Genomic DNA, 26,217 nt, shown 5'->3' on the forward strand with positions numbered 1-26,217 from the left:
TCGGCATTAAAAAATATGGTGTATTACAGAGGAGGGAAGCAAACATGACGACCCCTGTATCTGTCAACGAGAAAAAGGATTTTATTCGTTGGTTTCTTAACCATTATCAGTTAAAACGTAGAGAATGTGTTTGGATTTTGAATTATTTAATGAGCCACGACCAACTCATGGAAAAGGTACATTTTGTTGATCAAGCACAGTTTTGTCCACGGGGACTGATTATGTCCACCCATTGTGTCGATGAAGTTCCATTTCGGTTTTATAAGGAAAATGTCATGACAACCGATGCAGAAAAATCATTTCATGATATTCGGTTAAATCGTGATGAAGAGATTTTCATTCAATTAAACTTTCATGCTTCCAACAAGACTCATCAGTATGCAGCTGTCCAAGAAGATAATCCGTTTATGCCAAGAAACGTTAAGGTTAATGAATCAGATCGTATTGTTGTCGAGCGTTTTTTAGCTGAGAGCATTAAGCGATACCAAGAGGAAAAGCTTCTAGAGGAGATAGATGCTGCATTAGATCAGCACGATGAGAGGTCATTTCAAGTCCTAACTGATAAGCTAAAGAAATTAAATATGTAATTTCAAAACGGCTTACTTGCAAAAGTAAGCCGTTTTGTTTACGTTATAAGAGAAATATGTTGAAAAAGGAAGAATATGCAAGTAATGCTTCGTTTGGGCGTATTATTTGCATTCAATAGGTACATATAGATGAGGAGGGATTGTTTAGTGAAATGGAACCCACAGGATATCGAGATTTATACGAAATCGAAGGAATATGTCGATACTGCCGTTATTCCATTATTGCCAATAAGCTTTGATAGTGAGATGGGACAAGCTGCAGAGATGTCGGAATTTAGTACACTCGTAACAGGACAATTAGAAAGACAGTTTCGAGGACGATTACTTTTGCTACCAGGTTTTTCCTATTTAAAGAGTTTTGAAGAATCTAAGGTGGATGAATTGTTACTATGGGAATCAAAATTATTAGAGAACGGTTTTAGTCATGTTTTTTATTTGACATCTGACTTGTATTGGAAATCGATCGAGTCCCGTCTTAATGGAACGTTAATTTGGATACCTGCGATACCATTAGAATCAATGCAGGATTCACAAAAGATTTCCCTCATTGATAGTCAGGTAAAACAGATGATAACGTTGTTTACTGGCGAATGGAACAAAAAAGAATAAATATTTTGAAAGTTAGACAGATTCCGTCAAGTATATTATTGACCTTGTCTAAAGATTGATATATCATGATTATGTCCTAGTTTTATATGATGATTGAAAAGTCTCGTGAACTTAACTTTGTAACAGGGGGGGGATAAGCATGAGCAAGCATCGAGTATCAAGACGTCAGTTCTTGAATTACACTCTTACAGGGGTAGGAGGATTTATGGCGGCAGGAATGTTAATGCCGATGGTTCGATTTGCAATTGATCCAGTGTTAGCTGCAAATGCTGGTGGAGATTTTATTCCAACAAAGCAAAAGGTCGCAGACTTAACATCTGAACCGGTTCGTGTCGATTTTACTTTTAAACAAAAGGATGCTTGGTACGAATCAGAAGTAACAAATACAGCTTGGGTGTATAAGGATGACAAAGGGGAAATTGTTGCACTTTCACCAATCTGTAAGCATTTAGGTTGTACAGTGGACTGGAATACTTCCAAGGAACATAAAGAGCAGTTCTTCTGTCCATGTCATATGGGGCGTTATACAAAGGACGGTACAAACGTAGCGGGTACTCCGCCAATGGCACCGCTTGATGTATACCCATATAAAGAAAAAGATGGCTACCTACAATTAGGTAAAGCTAAACCAAGAGCCTAAAGGGGGCGTAATCATTGTTAAACAAAATTTACGATTGGGTAGATGAACGTTTAGATATTACGCCTTTGTGGCGCGATATTGCTGACCACGAAGTTCCAGAGCACGTAAATCCGGCACATCATTTTTCTGCCTTTGTTTACTGCTTCGGTGGTCTAACGTTCTTTATCACTGTTATTCAGATTTTGTCTGGGATGTTTCTAACCATGTATTATGTACCAGATATTAAGAATGCATGGGAATCAGTTTACTATTTACAAAATGAAGTAGCTTTTGGGCAAATTGTTCGTGGAATGCACCATTGGGGCGCAAGTTTAGTAATTGTCATGATGTTCTTACATACTCTTCGTGTGTTTTTCCAAGGAGCTTATAAAAAACCACGTGAATTAAACTGGGTTGTCGGCGTACTTATTTTCTTCGTTATGCTCGGCCTTGGTTTAACAGGTTATCTGTTACCGTGGGATATGAAAGCGCTATTTGCGACAAAGGTAACACTACAAATCATGGATTCTATTCCATTGATTGGGCCATATATTAAAACCTTAATGTCTGGACATCCAGATATCGTTGGAGCACAAACATTAACACGATTCTTTGCTATTCATGTGTTCTTCTTACCAGCTGCATTGTTTGGGTTAATGGCTGCTCACTTCATGATGATTCGTAAACAAGGTATCTCAGGACCACTATAAAAATAGTACTTTATGTTATTTATACGATTTAATCATAGGGTTAAAGGAGGGGGATTGCTCAATGCATCACGGTAAAGGTATGAAGTTCGTAGGCGACTCTCGTGTCTCTGCAGAACGAAAACCTAATGTTCCGAAGGATTATTCGGAGTACCCTGGTAAAACGGAAGCGTTTTGGCCAAACTTTCTTTTAAAAGAATGGATGGTTGGGGCAGTTTTCTTAGTTGGTTATTTATGTTTAACGATTGCTCATCCTTCACCGCTTGAACGGATAGCAGATCCAACAGATACAGGTTACATTCCGTTACCAGACTGGTATTTCTTATTTCTGTATCAATTATTAAAGTATTCTTATGCTTCAGGTCCATACACCATTATCGGTGCCATGGTTATTCCTGGCTTGGCATTTGGAGGATTGTTGCTTGCACCATTCATTGATCGTGGACCACAGCGTCGACCATCAAAGCGTCCATTAGCAACAGGCTTTATGTTACTTGCATTAGCGTCTATTTTCTATCTAACTTGGGAATCGGTTGCAACTCATGACTGGGACGCTGCAAAAGCGCAAGGTCAAATTGTAGCTGAAGCTGAGTTTGATAAAGAATCAGATGGCTACAAAGTTTATCAAGATCAAGGCTGTATCAATTGTCATGGTGACAATTTGCAGGGTGGAGCAGGAGCGCCTGCGCTAGTCGACAACGGACTTGCACCGGATAAAATCGCAAATATTGCGAAAAATGGTCAAAATGCAATGCCACCAGGCATGTTTAAGGGAACTGATGAAGAACTTAAACAGCTTACTGAGTTTATTTCCAGTGTAAAAAGTAAATAAGTAATAAAGGCTGACGAATTTTTCGTCAGCTTTTTTTATAGCTAAATAGTATTATGTGTAAGATAATCTATATAAATATATTATTTTCAGGTGGTGCTCCATGGCGTTTATTTATGCAGTATTAGCAAATCGAAAAATATTATGGTTACTTTTAATAATTAACATTATTGGAACCATTTATGGTTATATTTGGTATGGATGGCAATTATCCGAAACACCGGTTATTTTTTTGCCGTTTGTTCCAGATAGTCCAACCGCGAGCTTGTTTTTTGTATTTGTAATCATTGCTTTTTTGTTAGGCAGGAACTGGCCGCTATTTGAAGCTTTGGCGATTGTGACATTGGTTAAGTATGGAATTTGGGCAGTAGTGATGAATATTTTAGTAGGGATTGTAAATAACGGCCTTGATTTTGTAGCTTATATGCTAATTTCATCACATTTGGCAATGGCGGTCCAAGGTGTACTATATGCGCCTTTCTATCGAATCAAGCCATGGCATATAGTCGTGACAGCTATCTGGGTTATACATAATGAAATGATTGATTATGTTTTTCACATGATGCCTCGATATCATATGTTGGATTTATATACGGATAAAATTGGTTATTTTACGTTTTGGTTGAGCATTTTTTCACTTGCCCTAACCTATTTCCTCTGTTTAAGAAAAGATCGATATACTCTTAACATAAACAATTAATTCTTGTACCTTTACTGGTCTAAACTTGTCCGTCCTCTCATACATATTACTAGTAGTTTGAGGGGGACAAGAATGAAAACAAAGGGGTTCATTTTATTTTTGGCTTTTTTCCTTATGCCAATAGTTTCAGTTAGAGCAGAACCAACCTCGACAATCAATAATTTTGATCATATATCAGATGAGGCCCTGCAAATGGTGAAGTTGCATCGTTACGATGATGCAGAAAAATTATTGAATTATTTTTCTGAACAATATTTAGTTAAGCTTGAAAATGAGCCAAGCTATAGTAAAGACGAAATAAGAATCATTTCAGTAGCTCATTATGACGCGCTGGAAGCAATCAAAAATGAGAATATGCCTCATGATGAAAAAATGAATATCGTAACAAAATTCAGGCTTGTCATGGATGCGATATCTTCTGGGAATCAGCCCTTGTGGACTGAAATGGAAGAACCGATCATGACTGTATTTCAAAATGCAAAAAAAGCTGCATATAACGGTAATAATGAAAATTTTCATTCAAATTTCAATTCGTTTTTATCCCTATATAATATGATTTATCCGAGTTTGAAAATCGATATTCCAGCGGAACAAATTGTGAGCCTTGATGCAAAGGTCAGCTATATAGACCAGTACCGCCCAAAGGTTCTCAAGGAAGCAGCGAATCAAGAGGAGTTAGAGGCAATTGGTAGTGATTTGCAATCAATTTTCGATGGAATGACAGAGGATGAAGCAGACCCAAGTCTTTGGTGGGTCATCATTTCAACCGGAAGTATCATCATCGTCACCTTATCTTATGTAGGTTGGAGAAAATATAAAGGGGATCAGGAACAAGAAAAAAATAGGCCAACAAAGCTGAAAGAATAAGTAGTTGAGATTGATATTTAGAAATTTGGCACTTCAGGTGATTATCTAAATCAATAAAACCTCTGAAATCTAATGAAATAGTGATTTCAGAGGTTTTTTATGTACATTGAAAACCTTCAAAAGGTTAATTTTCAATCGGCATTTTATTTTCGTCAAGGGTAAAGCCTTCGCCTAGCACATCATGAACGATACTAACTGAAACAAAAGCATGAGGGTCAACGGAAGTAATCAGGTTTTTTAATTTAACAATTTCATTCTTGCCAACAACACAATAAAGAACCTCTCTATTCGTCTTTGTGAATGAACCATGACCATGTAGCACGGTTACGCCTCGTCCCATTTCCTCCATTACTTTATCGGCAATTTGGTTGTTTAAATCTGAGATGATCATCGCACCTCTTGCAGAATATGCCCCCTCTTGCATAAAATCAATAACTTTAGCACCGATAAAAACAGCAACAAGTGTGTACATGGCTTCTTTATAAGAAAGATAGGTGATCAAGGAAATCGTAATGACACAGGCATCAAAGAGAAACATGGTTTTTCCCATGCTCCAACCAACATATTTATGAGCCAAACGAGCGATAATATCAACTCCGCCGGTCGTTCCGCCATATCTGAATATAATTCCGAGCCCGATCCCAATGGCGACACCCGCAAAAAGTGCAGCAAGCGTTAAATCGTCTCTTAGTGGCATGTCAATTTGATAGCGTTGAAAAACCCATAAAAAAACCGATACTCCTAAAGTACCAATGATGGTATAGAGTAATGCTGAACGACCAAGAAGCTTCCAGCCAATGAAAAAAAGCGGTATATTTAATAATAAGTTCGTATATGAAGGGTCCCACTTCCATAAAAAGTAAAAAAGCAAAGTGATACCAGTAAACCCACCTTCAGCTAAATTATTTTGCATATTGAAATGGACGATTCCAAATGAAAATACGGCTGATCCAAATAAAATAAAGAAGATATTTTTAAATTTTAATCCAAATAACACAACGATTCCTCCCTTTCTAATTATTTTTCTCAAAGATATTCTATTTCATGAAAGAAAATAATCCATCTATTCGTCATACTAGCACTAAATTTCATTTTGTTCACTATTTTAGAAAAACATATACTAATGGTCGTATGAGGCTCCTCCGCTTTTCTATTGACTGTGTTGAAGAACAATGTTGATTTTTTGCACTCTGTTGAAGGAGCGGAAGGTGCGAGACTCCACCGCAGAAAGCGAGCGCCTGGAGCGGAAATCAACAGACAAATACATGAGAGCCTTCGAATTAAAAATATTTGTAAATAGGGTAGTTTTTAGCTAACATTAATATAGGTATGATTTTTGCTGTTAAAATGGGAGGATCAAGTACAGATGCTAGAACAGAAAACAGTAAAGCAACTTCAAGCGGAAGTGGATGCTTATATAAGTCAGTTTAAAGAAGGCTATTTTAGTCCACTTGCTATGCTCGCAAGAATGACGGAAGAATTAGGTGAATTGGCGCGAGAAATCAATCACTATTATGGTGAAAAGCCAAAGAAGTCAACTGAGGAGCCAAAGGAAATAGAGGAAGAACTAGGTGATATGCTGTTTGTCCTCATTTGTTTTGCAAACTCATTACATATTGATCTCGAGCAAGCACACAATTTAGTAATGAATAAGTTTAATACCCGCGATAAAAATCGTTGGACAACAATACATACTCAAGAGGAGAAAAATGAAAATGAATAAAGTGAAAATTGCCGTTGCAGGTCCACGGGGCCGTATGGGAAAAGAAGCTGTCCAGCTTGTGACCAATACGGATTACTTTGAACTTGTCGCTGCAGTAGACCACAAACATGATGGGAAAACACTCGGTGAATTAGAGGGTTTTAACAATTTAGATACGCCAATTTACGCAAATATTGAACAATGTTTCAAAGAGCAAAAACCGGATGTTTTAATCGACTTAACGACTCCAGAAGTTGGAATGTACCATACGAAAACAGCCTTGAAATATGGCGTTCGCCCGGTTGTTGGAACAACTGGTTTTTCTGATACAGATTTAATTGAGCTAGATAAATTGTGTAAAGAAAAAGAACTTGGTTGTATCATTGCACCAAACTTTGCTGTTGGTGCTGTTTTGATGATGAAATTCTCTAGGCTTGCTGCTAAATATTTTGAAAATGTTGAAATTATCGAACTGCATCATGACCAGAAATTAGATGCACCGTCGGGAACGGCTGTTAAAACAGCGCAGATGATCAGTGAGGTAAGAACTCCAAAAGAGCAGGGGCATCCAAACGAGAAAGAAACGATTCAGGGAGCAAGAGGAGCTAATTTTGACGGAATGCATATCCATTCTGTAAGATTACCAGGATTAATTGCTCATCAACAAGTCTTATTCGGCTCTGAGGGCCAAACCTTAACCATTCGTCATGATTCCTATAATCGTGCTTCCTTTATGTCAGGAGTGAAGCTTGCTGTAGACACGGTTGTAAAAATTGATTCATTGGTATACGGACTAGAAAACATAATCGAATAAAAATAGAATGGGGAATTACTTATGAATATTGCTTTAATCGCGCACGATAAGAAAAAAGATGATCTTGTTCGATTTGTACTAGCATATGAAGCTATTTTTACAAAGCATACATTATTTGGAACGGGGACAACAGGTTTAAGAATTATGGAGGCAACAGGTTTACAAGTTGAGCGGTTTCAATCTGGCCCATTAGGTGGAGATCAAGAAATTGGTGCCCTAATTGCAAAGAACAAAATGGATATTGTATTCTTTTTCAGAGATCCACTTACTGCTCAACCACATGAACCAGATGTAACAGCACTCGTTCGCCTTTGTGATGTATATTCCGTGCCGCTTGCGACAAATATGGGAACTGCTGAAGTGTTGATTAAAGGATTAGAGCGAGGCGATATTGAATGGAGAAATATAGTCAACGAAACTCGCTAGTGATCGAGGAGATTTCTGAACTTGATATTTTGGCATTTGGTGCCCACGCGGATGATGTTGAAATCGGAATGGCAGGGACCATTGCAAAATATACAGCAAGCGGGAAAAAGATTGGGATTTGCGATTTGACTAAAGCAGAACTTTCCTCAAATGGAACGGTTGAACTTCGTAAGCAAGAAGCGAAAAATGCAGCCGAACTTTTAGGAGTTCACGTTCGGATCAATTTAGATTTGCCTGATCGAGGGATTTTGGTAAATGATGAAAATATAAAAAAGGTCGTGGAAATTATTCGGTTGTTTCGGCCGAAAATAATCTTTGCACCCTATTTTGAGGATCGACATCCTGACCATGGGAATTGCGCCCGCCTTGTTGATGAGGCGGCTTTTTCTGCGGGAATAAAAAATTACTTTCCAAATTTTCCATATTCTGGCCTATCGACCGAAAAATCTGTATTTTTATATGATAAACGGGTTTCATAAACCTGATTTTGTGATTGATATCAGCTCGTTTTTTGAAAAGAAACGTGCTTCTTTGCAAAGTTATCGTAGTCAATTTGAAAAAGGAGCTAATACGGTCGATACTCCGCTCGTGAATGGTTATATTGAAACAGTAGAAGCGAGAGAAAGGCTTTTTGGTAAAGAGGTTGGAATTGCTTATGGAGAAGGATTTAAAGTGAAAACACCATTGCTCGTTCATTACGACTTGATAGGGGATCATGAATGAATAAAAAGTTAAAAATTGGCATAACCTGTTACCCAACCATTGGGGGCTCTGGAGTTGTCGCAACCGAACTTGGAAAAATGTTGGCAGAAAGAGGGCATGAAATTCATTTCATTTCATCAAGTCTGCCATTTCGCTTGAAAAAAATGTACCATAATATCTATTATCATCAAGTTGAAGTCAATCAATATTCAGTTTTTCAATATCCACCTTATGATATTGCCTTAGCGAGTAAAATTGCCGAAGTCGCAAACAGGGAAGAACTCGATCTATTACATGTTCATTATGCTATTCCCCATGCAGTTTGTGCGATTTTGGCCAAGCAGATGAGTGGGCGAAATTTAAAGATTGTTACTACGTTACATGGAACAGATATTACCGTTTTAGGAAATGATCCTTCATTGGCAGATGCGGTTCGATTTGGGATTGAAAAATCGGATTATGTAACAGCAGTTTCCCATTCCTTAATTGCACAAACGAATGAAGTAGTAAGGCCAAATAAAGAGATTCATGCTGTCTATAATTTTATCGATGATCGAGTCTATCAAAAAACAGATGCAAGTCATTTACGTGAGGAACTAGAAATTGCTGAAGACGAAAAAGTAGTCATTCACGTTTCGAATTTTCGCGCTGTTAAAAGGGTTACTGATGTTGTCAAAGCTTTTGCTAAAATGGCTAAACAGCTCCCAGCTAAGCTATTATTAGTTGGAGATGGACCGGAAATGTCAGTTGTGAGCAACCTCGTCTGTAAACTAGGAATACGTGAGCATGTTCGTTACTTAGGAAAACAGGAAAATCTTGAAGAATTGTATTCAATCAGTGATTTAATGCTTCTTTTATCAGAAAAAGAAAGCTTTGGCCTCGTTGCGCTAGAAGGAATGGCCTGTGGGGTTCCATGTATAGGGACGAATGTTGGAGGGGTTCCTGAAGTTATTTCCGACGGGGTGAATGGCTTTATTTGTGAACTCGGTGATATAGATGAGATTGCTAAAAAGGGCGTACAGCTCCTTAAGGATAAAGAATTGCATCAGCAATTTTCTGAAAATGGGATCATGACCGCAACGACTAAGTTTGGTGCTGAACAAATTGTTTCCCAATATGAGGATATCTATTACACTCTTTTAGAGCAGGGTGAGTAAATGTGAATGTTTTATTTTTAAACGCACTCCCACTATTAAAGAAAATTGAAGATGCAGGCTTTGAAGTTTTTTTCGTTGGTGGTGCAGTTCGTGATTGCTTATTAGATCGCCCTATTTCTGATGTCGATATTGCCTCATCTGCTACACCGGAAGAGATAAAGCGTATTTTTCCTAATACAGTTGATGTTGGGATTGAGCATGGAACGGTAGTGGTCCTTTATCAAGGGCAAAGCTATGAAATCACCACCTTTCGTGAAGAGGCAGAGTATAGAGACCATCGCAGGCCTGATGAAGTATTCTTCGTTCGTTCCCTAATCGAGGATCTAAAACGACGGGATTTTACGATGAATGCGATAGCAATGAACAAAGAAGGGGAAATTATTGACCCATTTAATGGGAAACAGGCAATCAGTAAAAAGCAAATTGTAACTGTAGGGGATCCAAAGGAACGGTTTACAGAGGATGCGCTAAGAATGATGAGGGCGGTACGATTCGTCAGTCAATTGGATTTTACCCTTGATCCTACATGTTTTGATGCGCTTAAAAAAATGGGTTCACTATTAAATCATATTGCGGTTGAAAGAAAAACGGCCGAATTTGAGAAATTATTGGTTGGAAAAAATCGTGTAAATGCGATTCAGTTATTATGTAGCTGTCATTTGGATCAGTACTTACCACAATTGGGGTTATTCGAAAAAACGATCAGTGAATTAACTCAGTTTAAATGTTCGGAACTGAATAGCGAGGAAATGTGGGGTTTACTTCTCTATTCATTAGAGGTAAAAATGGATCAGGTTGACCATTTTTTAAGGTGCTGGAAACTACCAATAAAACGAATAAGACAAATCCAGGCGATCTATCACTGGACCCAGTTTCGTTTATCACACGAATGGAGTTCGATTAGCCTTTATGATGCCGGGAAAGAGAACATGATTTATGCACAACGATTGGTTAATAGCATTAATCACCAGGAATTAATGGATTCAGTAAATAGTTGGATCAAGTTATATGATGATCTACCTATTAAAGGTAGAGCGGAGTTGAACATTTCCAGGTAAGGAATTAATCGAGATTATGGAACGCCCAGCAGGTCCATGGATTAAGGATTGTTTAGGAAAAATAGAAAAAGAAATTCTCGAGGGTAGATTAGAAAATCAATATGTGAGAATAAGAGAGTGGGTGTTATCGTGCAATCTGAAGTGAGAAAAAAGCTGATCGATGCCTTTACTGCAGCTAACGGCGATTATTTGTCAGGTCAATATTTAGCAGAATATATCGGCTGTTCGAGAACAGCTGTTTGGAAACATATTGAGGAACTTAGAAAACATGGTTTTGAACTTGAAGCGATTCAAAGAAAGGGGTATCGGATTGTCAAAACACCTGACCAGATTTCAGCAGATGAAATTCGTTTAGGCCTAACGACAAACTTTCTTGGACAATCCATTCATTATCAGGAAAGCGTTGACTCTACACAAAAAATCGCCAAAACATTATCATATGAAAATGCGCCAGAAGGAACGGTTGTTATTGCGGAACAACAGCTTTCTGGACGCGGCAGAATGAATAGAATATGGCATTCACCTAAGTACACAGGTGTGTGGATGAGCATGATCTTGCGCCCAAATATTCCACTACAAAAAGCTCCTCAACTAACATTAATTACAGCAGTTGCTGTTGTCCAAGCCATTCAAGAGGTATCAAATTTGTCGCCAAAGATTAAATGGCCGAATGATATCCTGCTGAACGGCAAAAAAGTAACGGGAATATTAACTGAGCTTCAAGCTGAAGCTGATCAAATATTTGCGATTATTATTGGCGTTGGAATAAATGTTAATCAGCAGCTTGAAGATTATCCTGAAGAGATTCAACAAATTGCTACATCATTAGCGATTGAATCAGGAGAAAAGATTTCAAGAGCTCAAGTGATCAGAAGTGTACTTTCCCATTTTGAAAAATTGTATTTGCTTTATTTAGAGCAAGGGTTTACACCAATAAAATTATTATGGGAAAGCTATGCTATTAGTATAGGAAAATCAATCATCGCGAGAACACTGACAGATAATATTCGTGGAAAAGCATTAGGGATAACAGATGATGGCGTATTAATGATCGAAGATGAAGCGGGCGTAGTTCACCATGTCTATTCTGCTGATATTGATCTCTCAGAAAATTAAGAAATAATTAGCAAAAAAGATAGACTTCTGATATAATCTTTTTGGGCAGTATCATTTGAACTGCACCTATTAATAAATAATATAATAATTATGGATATCTGCCTAGATCCAATATGGACCAGGACAGAGGGATAAAACAACTTTACGATGCAAATAAGAATCCTTCTGCCATTTAGAAGGATTTTTTTGTGTTTTGTCTCCTCTTTCCTAAGAAACGGAGGAAAGATGATGAAGCAAACGACGGATTTCTTAAAGATGAAACAAAACAATGAAAAAATTGTCATGCTCACCGCCTATGACTACCCAGCTGCAAAACTTGCAGAACAATCTGGTGTAGATATGATTCTAGTTGGTGATTCACTAGGCATGGTCGTACTAGGCTATGATTCTACCATTCCAGTAACGATGGAAGATATGATCCATCATACAAAGGCTGTGAAACGTGGTGCACCGAATACTTTTATCGTTGTGGACATGCCATTTATGAGCTATCACTTATCGATAAGAGATACGTTAATCAATGGAGCGCGTCTTATTCAAGAAACTGGTGCACATGCTGTAAAGGTAGAAGGTGCAGATGACGTTATAAATAGTATAAAAGCGTTAACGGGAGCTGGTATTCCAGTAGTCGCCCATCTTGGCTTAACACCACAGTCGGTTAATGTACTTGGTGGCTATAAAGTCCAAGGAAAAAGTGCAGAGCAGGCACAAAAGCTTATTGAGGATGCAATTAAATGTGAAGAGGCTGGAGCAATGGCAGTCGTACTTGAATGTGTTCCTAAGCAATTGGCAAGAGAAATCCAGCAGCGTTTAACCATCCCAACGATTGGAATAGGGGCAGGAATTGACTGTGATGGTCAGGTCCTTGTATTTCATGATGTAGTCAATTACGGAGTGGATCGAGCTCCAAAATTTGTTAAACGATATGTTGATACAAATGAACTTATTTCATTAGGAATCAGTTCCTATGTCACCGAAGTAAAGATTGGTTTGTTCCCTACAGATCAACAGAGCTTTACGATGAAGGAAGAAGAACTGGTTGGCTTGTACGGAGGGAAATAATGAATACTTTTACGAAAATAAATGATTTAAAAGCTGAAATAAATAAACAAAAAGCTGCAGGAAAAACGATTGGTTTCGTTCCGACAATGGGTTATTTGCATGAAGGTCATGCTTCGTTAATGGATCATGCAAGAAAGGAAAATGACATTGTCGTTCTCAGTATTTTTGTGAATCCACTTCAATTTGGTCCAAAGGAGGATCTAGCATCCTACCCACGCGATTTAGAAAGGGACCAGCAGGTGGCGGAGAATCACAAGGTCGATTTTATTTTTTATCCAACTGTTGATGAAATGTATCCAAAGGAACCATCCGTAACGGTTACTGTGAAAGATCGGACCGATGTTCTTTGTGGAAAATCACGACCTGGCCATTTTGATGGCGTGGCAACTGTGTTAACGAAGCTGTTTCACATCGTTTCACCTGATAAGGTTTATTTTGGAATGAAAGATGCCCAGCAGGTTGCAGTCGTCGATGGATTAGTGAATGACTTTAATTTTCCATTAGAAATTGTATCCGTTCCGACAGTTCGTGAAGAGGATGGTCTAGCTAAGAGCTCACGCAATGTGAATCTCCTTCCGGAAGAGCGAAAACAAGCACCAGCTATTTATCAGGGCTTAAAACTAGCAGAAAAAGCCATTCAAAATGGTGAAAAGGATCCATCCAAAATTGTTGAGCTAGTCAAAGCGCATATTCAAGAGCAAACAGAGGGAAGCATTGATTATGTTGAAATTTATTCTTATCCTGAGCTAAAAGTGATGGAAGAATTAAATGGAAAAATAATCATCGCTGTTGCTGTTGTATTTACAAAGGTTCGCTTAATCGATAATTTAATTATTTCTGGGCTATAACAGTCCAGGTAGGGGGAAAATTATGTTTCGCACAATGATGAACGCAAAAATCCATCGTGCACGAGTGACAGAAGCAAACTTAAATTATGTAGGTAGTATTACAATCGATGAGAATATCTTGGACGCAGTTGGAATGGTTCCAAATGAAAAGGTCCAAATTGTCAATAACAATAATGGTGCTCGATTTGAAACCTATATTATTCCTGGAAGAAGAGGTAGCGGAGTGGTATGTTTAAATGGTGCTGCAGCTCGCCTTGTTCATGAAGGGGATGTAGTCATCATCATCTCATACGCTTTAGTGTCTGAAGAAAAAATTCAAACTCACAAACCAAAAGTAGCGATCATGGATGAAAACAATGAAATCGTAGAAATGCTCTACGCAGAACCAGAAGCAACCGTAATGTAACCTTATCCCCCCATTTATTTATGGGGGGTTTTTTATGTTTTAGCTTTGTAAAAGAATGGTATGTTTTTTAAACACTCTGTTGATTGGAGCGGAAGGTGCCCGCCCCGCGGAAAGCGAGCACCTGCAGCGGAAATCAACAGCCAAATTTAACACTGTAATGTGTTAAAAAGAATCCCACCTTTGTATAATAGGGTTGATTTTGTGGAAAAAAGTAAATATTGATACTTTTGATTTCACCCTAAATATGATACCGTTGTGTTTGAATAAAGGGTAGAGGTGTATTACATGATCAATAAATATGTGGTGATTGACCTAGAAACCACTGGAAACACACCCAAACGTGGGGATAAAATCATACAATTTGCAGCGGTTATCATTGAAAACGGAAAAATCACAGAAACATTTTCTTCACTCGTTAACCCTCAACAAAAGATACCAGCATTCATCGAGGAATTAACAGGTCTCAACGATGAAATGGTCCGAGATGCTCCATTATTTTCAGAGATTGCAACAAAAGTTGCCAGTCTCTTGGAAGATTCCTATTTTGTTGCCCATAATGTTCTGTTCGATTTATCTTTTTTGCAGGAGGAGCTCATTCAATCAAGAATAGATGGCTTTTATGGTCCAGTTCTAGATACAGTGGAGCTAGCGCGAATTCTTTTTCCGACTGCGGATAGTTATAAATTATCAGATTTAGCCATACAAGAAGACCTAAAGCATGATAGGCCACACCAGGCTGATAGTGATGCCTATGTAACAGCAGAACTACTACTAATATTATTACAAAAACTTGAAGGACTACCACAAACAACAATTAAACAACTTTCAAAGCTTTCTGGAGGATTGAAAAGTGATATTGGGTTGTTCCTAGAAGATTTATTAAGTAGGATGGAGCAAAAGATTGAGACAGTGCCAAAGTCATTAGAGGTTTACCGAGGTTTAGCCTTGAAAAGGAATCATCACGAAGGGGACTACGATGGACAAACAGTAACTACTTATCCTGAATCCCAGCCTGAAAAAGAACAGCTGCTCAAACAAGCTTTTCCTTCATATGAAAAGCGTGATGGACAATTTATCATGATGGACATGGTAATGGAAGCGTTCAAAACGAGCCAGCATGCATTAATAGAGGCTGGAACAGGAGTAGGGAAATCATTGGCCTATTTATTACCAGGAGCCATATTTGCTAAAAAAGAAAAAAAACCTGTATTGATCAGTACATTTACCAATCAATTGCAGCAGCAGTTGATGAACAAAGATATTCCATTATTAAAAAAAATGCTGTCTTCTTCAATAAAAACTAGTCTATTAAAAGGAAGAAGTCATTATCTCAGTTTGGCTAAATTTGAACAATCCCTTCTTGAAGAGGAGGATAACTATGATACGACTTTAACCAAAATGCAAATCTTGATTTGGTTAACAGAAACGAAAACAGGAGATAGTGATGAACTGAATTTATCAAGTGGCGGTCTTATTTATTGGAATAAAATAAAAAATGAGCACAGTGAATTTTTACAGGATAAGCATTGGCGCCAATATGATTTTTATCAAAGAGCAAAGCTTGAAGCAAATGAAGCGGAATTAATTATAACGAACCATTCCGTTGTGTTAGCGGATATTGTATCGGATAAAAAGATTCTACCTGAGTATGAATATGCTGTCATTGACGAGGGTCATCATTTTGAAAAAGCGGCAGGAAAATTTTTTGGTACAACCATTGATTATTTAACATGCCGATTGCTATTTGGACAAATTGGTTTATATGATCAAAAACAGCTTTTTTATAAATTTGAAAATCTGTTAAAAGTGCTGTTAGCCCAGCATCAAGAAATGCATTCATCTCGTGGGAATAAATTGCTATTAGATCTTTTTTATGTAATGGATGAATTCTTCAAGATAGTTGTTATCTTTTCTCAAAGTAAACAAAAAAGAAAACCTCAGACCTATAATCGGATATCCATTCGATTAAATCAGGATGAAATGGGAAAAGAATGGAATGCACTATTGACTGAGGCAGAACGTTTTTCTTTCTTACTCAAGGATACAATCGATTATTTCACAGCACGGCTTGAGCAAATTAAAATGTCAGAGCAAACCATTTCCAGTATTCAGCAAGGAATATTAGAGGAAGTAGTAGCGGTATGTTCCCAATTGGATGAACTACGGAAAATTATAAAAAGCGTCTTTCTGCAGCCAAGTGAAAACAATGTTAGGTGGATTGAACTGGATTTGCGCTCGATTCAAAACACAACAACTATATACGCATTTCCAGTGAATGTATCAACCTACTTGCACGATCACTTCTTTTCTCAAAAGAAAAGTATTGTCGTCACATCAGCAACCTTAACAGTAAAACAATCTTTTCAATACACGATTTCAGAATTGGGAATGGAATCAACCAAATGCATACAAAAGGTTATTCCTTCGCCGTTTGATTACGAAAAACAAGTCCAATTAATTATTCCAGAAGATTTGCCAGAAATTAATTCTGTCTCACAACAGGATTATGTCATTGCCATCTCGGAGCATATAATTTCCATTGCAGAAGCAACCAAAGGGAGAATGTTAATTCTGTTTACAGCTCACGATATGCTCAAAAAAACATATGACCTTATTCGTGAAAGTGGTTTTCTTGATGATTTTGCGATTATGGCTCAAGGAATTACCAGTGGAAGTCGGACAAGATTAACGAGGAATTTTCAACGATTTGATAAGGCAATATTGTTAGGGACTAGTAGCTTTTGGGAAGGAATTGATATTCCTGGTGAGGACCTTTCTTGCTTGATCATTGTAAGACTTCCATTTTCTTCACCAGATGAACCTGTTACCGAAGCAAAAAGTGAAATAATCAAAAAACAAGGCGGAAATCCTTTTTCGGCTTATAGTTTACCAGAAGCCATTATTCGCTTTAAACAAGGGTTTGGAAGATTAATCAGGACAGAATCAGATCGAGGCATCGTCGTCGTTTTTGATCGTCGGATTGTAACGACACGGTATGGCAAAGCATTTCTCCAATCGATTCCGCAGGTTATGATAAAGAAATACACTCTAGATGATATGGTTCGAGCCATTCGTGAGTGGTTGTAATATGGGGAATTTCAAGTGATAATATTCCGAGAATAACACACTATATACCTATAGCATTGGAGGAATATAGATGAAATGGTTAATTGCCCCCTTATTGTTTTTTTCGAATTGGTACTACATCCCGTTAGAATCACCATCAAATCCGGTTGAAATTAATAATATTGATTTGAACTTAAAAAATGAGGAAGTGGCATTTACCTTTTTCTCATTATCTGACGGGGAAGCTTCGTTAATTCAACAGCCTGATGGAAAAAATGTGCTCATCAATACTGGTGGTGAAAACACGAAAGAAGAATTTAAAAAACTTCTAGCACTTTATCATGTTCATCAAATTGACACCATTATCCTTACCGATACGGGTAAATGCTGTTTTGAAAATATTAGCTGGTTAATGAAGGATTTTCATGTAAAGCGTTTAATGAGTCCAAAAGACACAGAAAAGAATATAAACGAGTTTTTGTATGACGCAGAAGCCGTTGATTATCGCAGCTTAAGCAAGGGGATGAATCATGAAATTCTTCCTGGATTAGTTATGGTGGTTCTTAATGATACAAAAGGATTAGATTTATCCATTTCATTTTTAAATAGAAGAATATTATGGATGAATCATGCTAGTCCGAATATTGACTATTCCACACCAAGAAATGAAGCAGTCGAAACGACGATTATTAAACTTCCTGACCTTGCATCAATGGAAGTCCTATCGGAGGATTTTTTTGAACAACTTGACCCGGAATTTGCGATTCTTTTCCGCAAGAAAGAGGAGAACGTGAATGAAGATTTATTAGAGCAACTACAGCAAGCTTGGGTTCGGGTGTATTACAATAAAAACATCGGTGCAGTATCTGTTAAATTTACAGAGGATAATTATGAAATCGTGAAAATTTCAAACAAGAAAAAGTAGCTGCGCTAGATTTGCACAGCCAAAGAAAGTGTATAGACTAGAAAAAATTTTATCGTTAAATTTTTCAAAATATAACCTTCAGTGTAAATACACTGTTATAATAAGTTAGAATCTAATGTTATAATACCCAACTGACACCTAAGTATAATTAACAATTATTGCTTGTCTATCGGAACAAAACCTTTAGAAAGTAAATTGAATAGATTGTGAAAATATATCGTACATAAAGAAGTGATGGAATTTTGAAAAAATGGATATTTATAGGAATAGGTACCGTTTTTGTTATCATAGTTTTTTTCTCTACTGTTTATTATCAAGCAGTTAAGCCAGTATCAAAAGCTGAGGAAAAAGCCTTAGCTGCTGTAAATAAAAAAATGAAGATATCAGAACTACAGGATGTTCAACTGTACAATGGAACGGAAACCTATTATGTCGTAAGAGCTAAAAATCAAAAGAATCAGGATACCATTTCTTGGGTTTCTGAAAAAACAGGCCAGGTCGTTATAAAAAAAGTGAATGAGGGAATTTCCCAAGAGCAAGCCGTAGATAAATTATTGCAGGAAAAAGATCCAAAGGAAATCATTTCTGTAAGATTAGGCATGATAAAAAAGCGACAATGTTGGGAAATATATTACATCTCTCGTAATAATCTGATAAATTATTATTATGTTGATTTTGAGTCAGGTGAATGGCTCCGTAAAATCGAGAACATGTAAAAAAAGCTGGTTAAAGCTTAGTAAAAAGGAGTGCAAGGAGAATGAAGTTTGAATTAGCTGGTAGGGTCAAATCATTAACACCATCAACGACTCTTGCAATTACAGCGAAAGCAAAGGAATTAAAATCACAAGGACTTGATGTGATTGGATTAGGAGCTGGGGAACCAGATTTTAATACACCACAACATATTATTGATGCAGCAGTTGCTTCAATGAATGAAGGTCAAACAAAATATACACCTGCTGCAGGATTACCAGCATTAAAAAAGAAATCATCAAAAAGTTCCAGCAGGACCAAGGAATTGACTATAATCCAAATGAAATTATTGTTGGCAGTGGTGCAAAACATGTGTTGTATACACTGTTTCAAGTTATTTTAAATGATGGTGATGAGGTTATCATCCCAACGCCATATTGGGTTAGCTATCCTGAACAAGTAAAGCTTGCAGGCGGTGTCCCAGTATATGTTGAAGGAACAGAAGCGAACGAATATAAAATTACACCAGAGCAATTAAAAGCTGTGATTACTGAAAAAACAAAAGCAGTGATTATCAACTCACCAAGTAATCCTACAGGGATGCTTTATAGCCAAGAAGAATTATTAGCTATAGGTGAAGTTTGTCTGCAAAATAATATCTTGATTGTTTCCGATGAGATATATGAAAAGCTAGTTTATGGAAACAACAAGCACGTATCGATTGCCCAAATTTCACCAGAATTAAAAGAACAAACGATTATTATCAATGGAGTTTCTAAATCACATTCCATGACAGGCTGGCGAATTGGCTATGCAGCCGGTAATAAAGAAATTATTGAAGCAATGACCAATTTAGCTAGTCATAGCACATCAAATCCTACGACAACAGCCCAGTACGGAACGATTGCTGCCTATGCTGGTTCTCAAGAAGAGGTCGAAGAGATGAGACAAGCGTTTGAATCGCGCTTAAACCAAATCTATGACAAGTTAATCCAAATTCCAGGAGTAACCTGCATTAAACCACAAGGAGCATTTTATCTGTTCCCTAATGTTAAAAAAGCGGTTGAATTAACAGGGTATTCAAATGTAGATGAATTCTCTACTGCATTGCTTGAAGAAGCATTAGTTGCCGTTATTCCAGGATCAGGATTTGGAGCAAATGATAACATTCGCTTGTCCTATGCAACTTCTTTAGATCTTTTAGAAGCAGCTGTTGAGCGAATTCACCAATTTGTTACTAGTAAATCTAAATAGATATGATTATGCAAAGGAGGGCAGAGAAATCTGTCCTCCTTTGCATATTTTCCGTTATGGATGGATATTGATTATAAAAGGCGGAAAAAGGTATAATAGAGGCTGGTACATATTTCGAGTTACGTATTGTTTTTGGAGGGACATAATAGTGATTAAAACAACCATATCAGAAGTCCATAAATATGTTGATCAAGAAGTCAAAATTGGCGTTTGGTTAGCGAATAAACGTTCAAGTGGAAAAATTGCTTTTTTACAGCTACGCGACGGCACCGGGTTTATCCAAGGGGTTGTAGTTAAAAGTGAAGTTTCTGAGGACACATTTCAGCTAGCAAAATCGTTAACGCAAGAAACGTCTATGTATGTTATTGGAAAAATAACAAGAGATGAGCGCTCAAATCTAGGGTTTGAAATGCAGGTAAGTGGCATCGAGGTACTTCATGCAGCTGTAGATTACCCGATCACTCCAAAGGAACATGGAACAGAATTTTTAATGGATAACCGTCATTTGTGGCTTCGTTCTCGTCGTCAGCATGCTGTCATGAAGGTTCGGAATGAAATCATTCGTGCTACCTATGAGTTTTTTAATGAGAACGGCTTTACAAAGGTTGACCCACCAATCTTGACTGGTAGTGCGCCAGAAGGGACAACGGAATTATTTGCAACGAAATATTTTGATGAAGATGCCTATCTTTCACAAAGTGGACAGCTTTATATGGAAGCAGCCGCTATGGCATTAGGGAAAGTATTCTCCTTCGGGCCGACCTTCCGTGCTGAAAAATCAAAAACACGTCGTCACTTAATCGAATTTTGGATGATTGAACCTGAAATGGCGTTTGTAGAATTTGAAGAGAACCTTGAGGTTCAAGAACAATATGTTTCACATATCGTTCAAAGTGTATTAAAAAATTGTGTGATTGAATTGAAAACCTTAGGTCGTGATACGAGCAAGTTAGAGCAAATTAAAGCGCCGTTCCCACGAATCACATATGATGACGCGGTAAAATTCTTGCAGGAAAAAGGCTTTGATGATATTCAGTGGGGCGATGACTTCGGAGCACCTCATGAAACTGCGATTGCAGAAAGCTATGATAAACCGGTATTTATTACCCACTATCCTACAACGCTTAAGCCGTTCTATATGCAGCCGCATCCAGAGCGTGAAGATGTAGTCCTTTGTGCAGATTTAATTGCTCCTGAAGGCTATGGAGAGATTATTGGTGGTTCAGAACGGATTCATGATTTAGAATTATTGGGTAAACGAGTAGAAGAGCATGAACTTAGCCCGGAAGCATATAAATGGTATATCGAGCTTCGTCAATTTGGATCTGTACCACATTCAGGCTTTGGACTAGGATTAGAACGGACAGTAGCATGGATTAGTGGAGTAGAGCATGTGCGCGAGACAATCCCATTCCCACGTCTGTTAAATCGCTTATATCCTTAATACTTTCCATGTAAACAGGTTGCCAAATTAATGAGGCAACCTGTTTTATTTTTTCAAAATCTATATAAATTGGAAGTAAAGATGTGAGTCTTACTTGGAACTTGAGTTCATGCTATACTTATAAAGAGGTGTCAGCATATGATGAATTCCACCATGCTCGCATGGATTAAAAGCGGTAATATCACCATTCCAACCGCATTACTTACCCATTATAAAAAAATGGGTTTATCAGAAATTGAAATGGTTCTGATTTTACATGTGCATTCTTTTCTTGAACAAGGAAATTATTTTCCTACACTTGCTCAATTGTCAGATCGCATGACAATGGATTGTGCTAGTACCCTGAGAAGGTTAATTCAAAGAGGGTTTATCGAAATAAAGGATAACTTTTCTGAAGAAGGAATTCGCTTTGAAATGTATTCTTTAGATCCTTTATGGGAAAAACTAGTGAATCAATTTCTTGCACTGAACAACCTAACAGAAACAGCAGAGAACGAATCACAGGAAACAGATCTCTATACATGCTTTGAACAGGAATTCGGTCGTCCTCTCTCTCCGTTTGAGTGTGAATCACTGGGGATGTGGCTCGATGATGATCATCATGAACCCGTTATTATTAAAGCAGCTTTAAGAGAAGCCGTCATTTCGGGTAAATTAAATTTTCGTTATATTGACCGGATCTTATTCGAATGGAAGAAAAATGGCATTAAGACGATTGAACAAGCAAAAAGCTATGGGAGAAAGTTTCGGCAGCATCAAAATGGGCAAAAATCTAGAGAGGATGCCGAATCGAAGCCAGGATCTGGAGCTGTTCCTTTTTACAATTGGCTTGAGCAATAAGGTAAAACCGTTTGCGAGAGAAACCATTTCTCTCGTTTTTGTGTGGAAAAGGGGAGGGAGTAAAAAATGTTAACGAAGCAGCAAATTCGTTTTTCTTTAGATAAAATGGGTGAAATGTTTCCAGAAGCACATTGTGAGCTTGTACATTCCAATCCATTTGAGTTAGTGATTGCGGTTGCACTTTCTGCACAGTGTACTGATGTTCTCGTTAATAAAGTTACAAAGGAATTATTTCAAAAGTATAAGACACCGGAAGACTATCTTAACGTTTCGCTTGATGAGCTTCAACAGGATATTCGTTCAATTGGGTTATTCCGTAATAAAGCAAAAAATATTCAAAAGCTTTGTCGGTTATTAATAGATGAATATGATGGACAAGTACCAGCAGATCGCGACGAATTAACCAAGCTTCCAGGAGTTGGTAGAAAAACAGCTAATGTGGTGGTTTCAGTTGCATTTGGCGTTCCAGCAATAGCCGTAGATACACATGTGGAGCGTGTTAGTAAAAGGATAGGGCTTTGTCGTTGGAAGGATTCGGTTCTCGAAGTAGAGAAAACATTAATGAAGAAAGTACCGAAGGAAGAGTGGTCTGTAACCCATCATCGCATGATTTTCTTTGGACGTTACCATTGTAAAGCCCAAAATCCACAATGTCCTGTCTGTCCACTTCTAGACGTCTGTCGTGAAGGTGCAAAAAGGATGAAGAAGGAAGCGGTAAAATGAAAGAAATACAAATTCCAGTGTTGTTAAAGGAATGGGAGCAAATTCAGACGGAAATTCGAGAGTTATTTCATCAACGGCAAAATCAAGCTACTTATGAACCGATGAAACAGGGAATAAGTCTTTTGATTGAATTTATTTTTTGGACAAATGGTGAACCTGGTACAAGAGGTAAAAGCAGAATCCATAAATAAGCTAAAAATTAAGCCATTTAATTTCTTTGAACGAATTCAGTTTTTAATGAAACGACCGAACATCTATCCATCTTTCATGCAATTAATTGAACTATTTGAAGAACAAGAGAAACAATATTCAAAGGTTCAAGCCATTGATATGGCAAGAAAGAAATTGACAAACGAATAAGCTTGTGAAGACAAAACGAAAGAAAAAGCCTGTAAAAGCAAAACGCTTTTACAGGCTTTTTCGTCGTTTATTCTGTTTTTCTATTTTGCTGTGTAGTAGTGCTGGATGGAACTCCGCTTGCACTTGGAGTTTGGCTTGTATTATTGCCATTGTTGGTTCCATTCTGTGTATTGTCAGGTGTTTGCCCAGTATTTCCAGTATCATTCCCAGTTTGATTATTACCATCTTGGGTTTGATCAGTTCCATCTTGATTCTCGCCATTGTCAGTCCCATTATTATTATTATTATTTTCATCAGTAGTTTGAGCAGGTACCACTACTGTAACGGTTGATGGGTCACTCCGCTGATCTCCAAGAATAGCAACAACCTTAAAGGAGTAGGTAGCACCTGGAGTAGGTTTGACGACGTTTAAGCCCTTTTCAGTAGTAGTTTGCAGTACTTGTTCCGCTCCGCCGTTTACAGACACTCTTACTTCAAATTGTGTTCCCTCGCTATTTTCAGCTGGGTAATTCCAAGATAGTAAAATAGCATTGGCATCTTTGTCAAATTTAGCATTAAAACCACTTGGCTGTGTAAGTTTATTGTATTTTTCAGATACCTGTTTTGGCTCACTACCTTTTACTGCATATTCAGTAACAACTTGATCCTTCGGTGTATATTGGCTTGCGAGCTTTGTTGTTCCTTTTTCAATTGAGACTCGTTGTACCGTTTTTGGAACCGTAAAATCAGGTGTATTTATATCTTTGGATACATAAGTCATGACATTTTTAAATAGCTTTTGCGCGATTTTTTGACTATCTCCAGATGGAATATACGTATTGCGATTGCTATATCCTGTCCAAATTGCGGCCGTGTAATTGGTTGTATAGCCAGCAAACCATGCATCTGGTACCGCACTATTTGGGATATTAAGCTTATTTCTAGTTGCTTCATCATAGTTAGTTGTACCAGTTTTACCGGCTACCTGTAGTCCCGATACGGCGGCATTTCGTCCAGTTCCGTAAGAATCTCTTACAACACTTTTTAACATATCCGTAATCATAAAGGCTGTATAGTCTTTCATGGCCACAGTGGATTCCGGAGCGGTTTTTATTTTTGTACCATCCCGAAGTTCAATTTCTTTTACTGCGTATGGTTTTGTGTAAATTCCGTTGTTACCAAAAGCACTGTAGGCTCCAGCCATTTGCAGTGGTGAAACACCCTTCTTAAGACCACCAATAGCGTAGGATTCATATATCTCAGGTAATGGTATACCTAATCCCTCAGCAAAAGTTTTGGCTTTATCAAGACCGACCTCCTGCAATGCCTGAATCGCTGGAATGTTTCGAGACATCCCGAGTGCAACACGCATGGTCATCGTACCCAAATGCTTGTTATCCCAGTTATTAACTGGCGTTCCATCAGAGTAGGTCATTGGGGCATCTTTTAAAGGTTGATATGTTCCCCATTTTAAATATTCGATGGCTGGACCATAATCTAATATCGGTTTAATCGTTGAACCTGGCTGGCGTTCTGTATCGGTAGCATAGTTAAATCCGCGTTGAACCTTTTGGTTTCTTCCTCCGCCAACTGCTCTGATTTCCCCAGTTTTTGTATCTAATAACACAATTCCAGCTTGAAACTCTTCATCTGGAAATTGTACGATGTCATTTGTGTTCAACATCGTTTCTACATAAGTTTGGGCATTTGGATCAAGTGTCGTATAGATTTTTAACCCGTCCGTGAAAATATTAATATCTTCCCCATATTTTTCTTCCACTTCATCAATGACCTGATCGACAAAGGAGTCAAACTTACTCTCTTTTTTTACGCGTTTGTCTTCAGGCAATAAGGTGGATTCAACAGGAATGGCTTGGGCTTTTTCCATTTCATCCTTTGAGATAAATCCATGTTGATTCATGAGTGATAAAACAATATTTCTACGTTTTTCCGCATTTTCTGGGTTTCTAAAAGGATTATAATTCTCTGGACTTTGCGGCATTCCTGCTAACAGGGCAGCTTCTTGAAGCTCCAATTGGTCCAAATCTTTTCCAAAATAGATTTTAGCTGCTGTTTTTATCCCGTGTGCTCCCTCAGACATCCAAATCTTATTAACGTACATTTCAAAGATCTCGTGCTTCGTATATTTTCGTTCAAGCTGATAGGCGAGCCATGCTTCCTGCACTTTACGGGAAATCGTTTTTTCAGGAGTTAAAAATGAATTTTTAACAACCTGCTGTGTAATCGTACTTGCTCCTTCAGAGCCAAAGCCCCTTGTAAAATTGGCAACGACCGCCCCGCCTAAACGAATGAGGTCGACACCATTATGCTTATAAAAACGGACGTCTTCTGTCGCTAAGACAGCATCCTCCACTAGTTTCGGTATTTCTTCGTATTCAACATAGTCTCGATTAACGGTTCCAACTTCCGTAATGGGATTTCCGTCTTTATCAAATATTTGAGATGGAATCGGATCTTTCAATGCAGATTCATCTAACTTCGGCGCATCCTTTACCATATAAGCAAAAGTAGCAACACCGGTAATAATTCCAATAATCCCAAGTGAAACTAAAATAAGGAATATTCTAGAGAGCAAACCCTTTTTTGGTTTTTTAACTTTCGGATTCCCTTTACCAGTATTTTGCTGTCTGCGCTCCTCTCTCGTTTGATATTTTTCTGACATATTTCAACGCTTCCTTTCTTATCCGCCAAACATGAAAAATT

General features: G+C 37.8%; 25 protein-coding genes and 3 pseudogenes. 26 read left to right on the forward strand and 2 right to left on the reverse strand.

Annotation, left to right across the window (positions count from 1 at the left end; all coding sequences use genetic code 11):
• Positions 1-44: 44 nt before the first annotated feature.
• The 7 genes from RGF10_RS08170 to ypjB all read left to right on the forward strand — a co-directional run bounded on the left by RGF10_RS08170 (position 45) and on the right by ypjB (position 4,918).
• Positions 45-587, forward strand: coding sequence for a ReoY family proteolytic degradation factor (locus tag RGF10_RS08170; RefSeq protein ID WP_318508575.1), 543 nt, complete (start codon positions 45-47; stop codon positions 585-587).
• Between the two features lie 147 nt (positions 588-734).
• The gene (locus RGF10_RS08175) at positions 735-1,196 is read left to right on the forward strand and encodes a YpiF family protein (RefSeq protein ID WP_318508576.1); all 462 of its coding nucleotides are present in this window, start codon (positions 735-737) and stop codon (positions 1,194-1,196) included.
• A gap of 139 nt (positions 1,197-1,335) precedes the next feature.
• Positions 1,336-1,836, forward strand: coding sequence for a QcrA and Rieske domain-containing protein (locus RGF10_RS08180; protein ID WP_318508577.1), 501 nt, complete (start codon positions 1,336-1,338; stop codon positions 1,834-1,836).
• A gap of 14 nt (positions 1,837-1,850) precedes the next feature.
• Positions 1,851-2,525, forward strand: a complete 675-nt coding sequence (qcrB, locus tag RGF10_RS08185) for a menaquinol-cytochrome c reductase cytochrome b subunit (RefSeq protein ID WP_147533776.1) — start codon at positions 1,851-1,853, stop codon at positions 2,523-2,525.
• A gap of 61 nt (positions 2,526-2,586) precedes the next feature.
• On the forward strand, positions 2,587-3,354 hold the full coding sequence (locus tag RGF10_RS08190) for a menaquinol-cytochrome c reductase cytochrome b/c subunit (RefSeq protein WP_318508578.1): 768 nt from the start codon (positions 2,587-2,589) through the stop codon (positions 3,352-3,354).
• 100 nt (positions 3,355-3,454) lie between these two features.
• The gene (locus RGF10_RS08195) at positions 3,455-4,051 is read left to right on the forward strand and encodes a lipoprotein heptaprenylglyceryl N-acetyltransferase LhaT (protein ID WP_318508579.1); all 597 of its coding nucleotides are present in this window, start codon (positions 3,455-3,457) and stop codon (positions 4,049-4,051) included.
• Between the two features lie 72 nt (positions 4,052-4,123).
• The gene (ypjB, locus tag RGF10_RS08200) at positions 4,124-4,918 is read left to right on the forward strand and encodes a sporulation protein YpjB (RefSeq protein ID WP_318508580.1); all 795 of its coding nucleotides are present in this window, start codon (positions 4,124-4,126) and stop codon (positions 4,916-4,918) included.
• A 124-nt stretch (positions 4,919-5,042) separates the two neighbouring features.
• Here the strand turns inward: ypjB and RGF10_RS08205 are convergent, their stop codons facing one another.
• Entirely contained in the window at positions 5,043-5,915 is an 873-nt protein-coding gene (locus RGF10_RS08205; RefSeq protein ID WP_318508581.1) for a YitT family protein, read from the reverse strand.
• Positions 5,916-6,284: 369 nt separating this feature from the next.
• Between RGF10_RS08205 and RGF10_RS08210 the strand changes: the two genes are divergently transcribed.
• From RGF10_RS08210 to RGF10_RS23790, 19 genes and pseudogenes are all read left to right on the forward strand, one after another.
• Positions 6,285-6,641, forward strand: a complete 357-nt coding sequence (locus RGF10_RS08210) for a nucleotide pyrophosphohydrolase (RefSeq protein WP_318508582.1) — start codon at positions 6,285-6,287, stop codon at positions 6,639-6,641.
• A complete protein-coding gene (gene dapB, locus RGF10_RS08215) occupies positions 6,634-7,434 on the forward strand; it encodes a 4-hydroxy-tetrahydrodipicolinate reductase (protein WP_318508583.1) in 801 nt (266 codons plus the stop codon). The genes RGF10_RS08210 and dapB overlap by 8 nt, the downstream gene beginning before the upstream one ends.
• 21 nt (positions 7,435-7,455) lie before the next feature.
• Entirely contained in the window at positions 7,456-7,860 is a 405-nt protein-coding gene (mgsA, locus tag RGF10_RS08220; protein WP_318508584.1) for a methylglyoxal synthase, read from the forward strand.
• Between the two features lie 11 nt (positions 7,861-7,871).
• Positions 7,872-8,583, forward strand: a pseudogene (bshB1, locus tag RGF10_RS08225) (bacillithiol biosynthesis deacetylase BshB1).
• Complete coding sequence (gene bshA / locus RGF10_RS08230; RefSeq protein ID WP_318508585.1) at positions 8,580-9,719, forward strand: N-acetyl-alpha-D-glucosaminyl L-malate synthase BshA; 1,140 nt, start codon at positions 8,580-8,582, stop codon at positions 9,717-9,719. Before bshB1 ends, bshA begins: the two are co-directional and overlap by 4 nt.
• A gap of 2 nt (positions 9,720-9,721) precedes the next feature.
• Positions 9,722-10,777: a CCA tRNA nucleotidyltransferase gene (locus tag RGF10_RS08235; RefSeq protein ID WP_318508586.1), complete on the forward strand. Its 1,056-nt coding sequence runs from the start codon at positions 9,722-9,724 to the stop codon at positions 10,775-10,777.
• Between the two features lie 16 nt (positions 10,778-10,793).
• Positions 10,794-10,922, forward strand: a complete 129-nt coding sequence (locus tag RGF10_RS08240; RefSeq protein ID WP_318508587.1) for an HD domain-containing protein — start codon at positions 10,794-10,796, stop codon at positions 10,920-10,922.
• Positions 10,907-11,893, forward strand: a complete 987-nt coding sequence (locus RGF10_RS08245; RefSeq protein ID WP_318508588.1) for a biotin--[acetyl-CoA-carboxylase] ligase — start codon at positions 10,907-10,909, stop codon at positions 11,891-11,893. The genes RGF10_RS08240 and RGF10_RS08245 overlap by 16 nt, the downstream gene beginning before the upstream one ends.
• 228 nt (positions 11,894-12,121) lie before the next feature.
• The gene (gene panB, locus RGF10_RS08250) at positions 12,122-12,955 is read left to right on the forward strand and encodes a 3-methyl-2-oxobutanoate hydroxymethyltransferase (RefSeq protein ID WP_318509375.1); all 834 of its coding nucleotides are present in this window, start codon (positions 12,122-12,124) and stop codon (positions 12,953-12,955) included.
• Positions 12,955-13,803, forward strand: a complete 849-nt coding sequence (gene panC, locus RGF10_RS08255; RefSeq protein WP_318508589.1) for a pantoate--beta-alanine ligase — start codon at positions 12,955-12,957, stop codon at positions 13,801-13,803. The genes panB and panC overlap by 1 nt, the downstream gene beginning before the upstream one ends.
• A gap of 22 nt (positions 13,804-13,825) precedes the next feature.
• Positions 13,826-14,209 carry an aspartate 1-decarboxylase gene (gene panD, locus RGF10_RS08260; RefSeq protein ID WP_318508590.1) on the forward strand — a complete coding sequence of 128 codons (384 nt, stop codon included), beginning with the start codon at positions 13,826-13,828 and terminating at the stop codon, positions 14,207-14,209.
• Between the two features lie 285 nt (positions 14,210-14,494).
• The gene (dinG, locus tag RGF10_RS08265) at positions 14,495-17,296 is read left to right on the forward strand and encodes an ATP-dependent DNA helicase DinG (protein WP_318508591.1); all 2,802 of its coding nucleotides are present in this window, start codon (positions 14,495-14,497) and stop codon (positions 17,294-17,296) included.
• A gap of 70 nt (positions 17,297-17,366) precedes the next feature.
• On the forward strand, positions 17,367-18,200 hold the full coding sequence (locus RGF10_RS08270; RefSeq protein WP_318508592.1) for a ComEC/Rec2 family competence protein: 834 nt from the start codon (positions 17,367-17,369) through the stop codon (positions 18,198-18,200).
• A 242-nt stretch (positions 18,201-18,442) separates the two neighbouring features.
• Positions 18,443-18,916 carry a cell wall elongation regulator TseB-like domain-containing protein gene (locus RGF10_RS08275; protein WP_318508593.1) on the forward strand — a complete coding sequence of 158 codons (474 nt, stop codon included), beginning with the start codon at positions 18,443-18,445 and terminating at the stop codon, positions 18,914-18,916.
• Between the two features lie 41 nt (positions 18,917-18,957).
• A pseudogene (locus RGF10_RS08280) lies at positions 18,958-20,147 on the forward strand (pyridoxal phosphate-dependent aminotransferase).
• 151 nt (positions 20,148-20,298) lie between these two features.
• Entirely contained in the window at positions 20,299-21,591 is a 1,293-nt protein-coding gene (gene asnS, locus RGF10_RS08285) for an asparagine--tRNA ligase (RefSeq protein WP_318509377.1), read from the forward strand.
• A 138-nt stretch (positions 21,592-21,729) separates the two neighbouring features.
• On the forward strand, positions 21,730-22,431 hold the full coding sequence (locus RGF10_RS08290) for a DnaD domain-containing protein (RefSeq protein WP_412176689.1): 702 nt from the start codon (positions 21,730-21,732) through the stop codon (positions 22,429-22,431).
• Between the two features lie 66 nt (positions 22,432-22,497).
• Positions 22,498-23,154: an endonuclease III gene (gene nth / locus RGF10_RS08295; protein ID WP_318508594.1), complete on the forward strand. Its 657-nt coding sequence runs from the start codon at positions 22,498-22,500 to the stop codon at positions 23,152-23,154.
• Positions 23,151-23,514, forward strand: a pseudogene (locus RGF10_RS23790) (YpoC family protein). Before nth ends, RGF10_RS23790 begins: the two are co-directional and overlap by 4 nt.
• Positions 23,515-23,581: 67 nt before the next feature.
• Here RGF10_RS23790 and RGF10_RS08310 read toward each other — a convergent pair.
• Positions 23,582-26,176, reverse strand: a complete 2,595-nt coding sequence (locus RGF10_RS08310) for a PBP1A family penicillin-binding protein (RefSeq protein WP_318508597.1) — start codon at positions 26,174-26,176, stop codon at positions 23,582-23,584.
• Positions 26,177-26,217: the final 41 nt, after the last annotated feature.

Source organism: Bacillus sp. T3 (genome assembly GCF_033449965.1).
Lineage (GTDB): Bacteria > Bacillota > Bacilli > Bacillales > Cytobacillaceae > Bacillus_BU.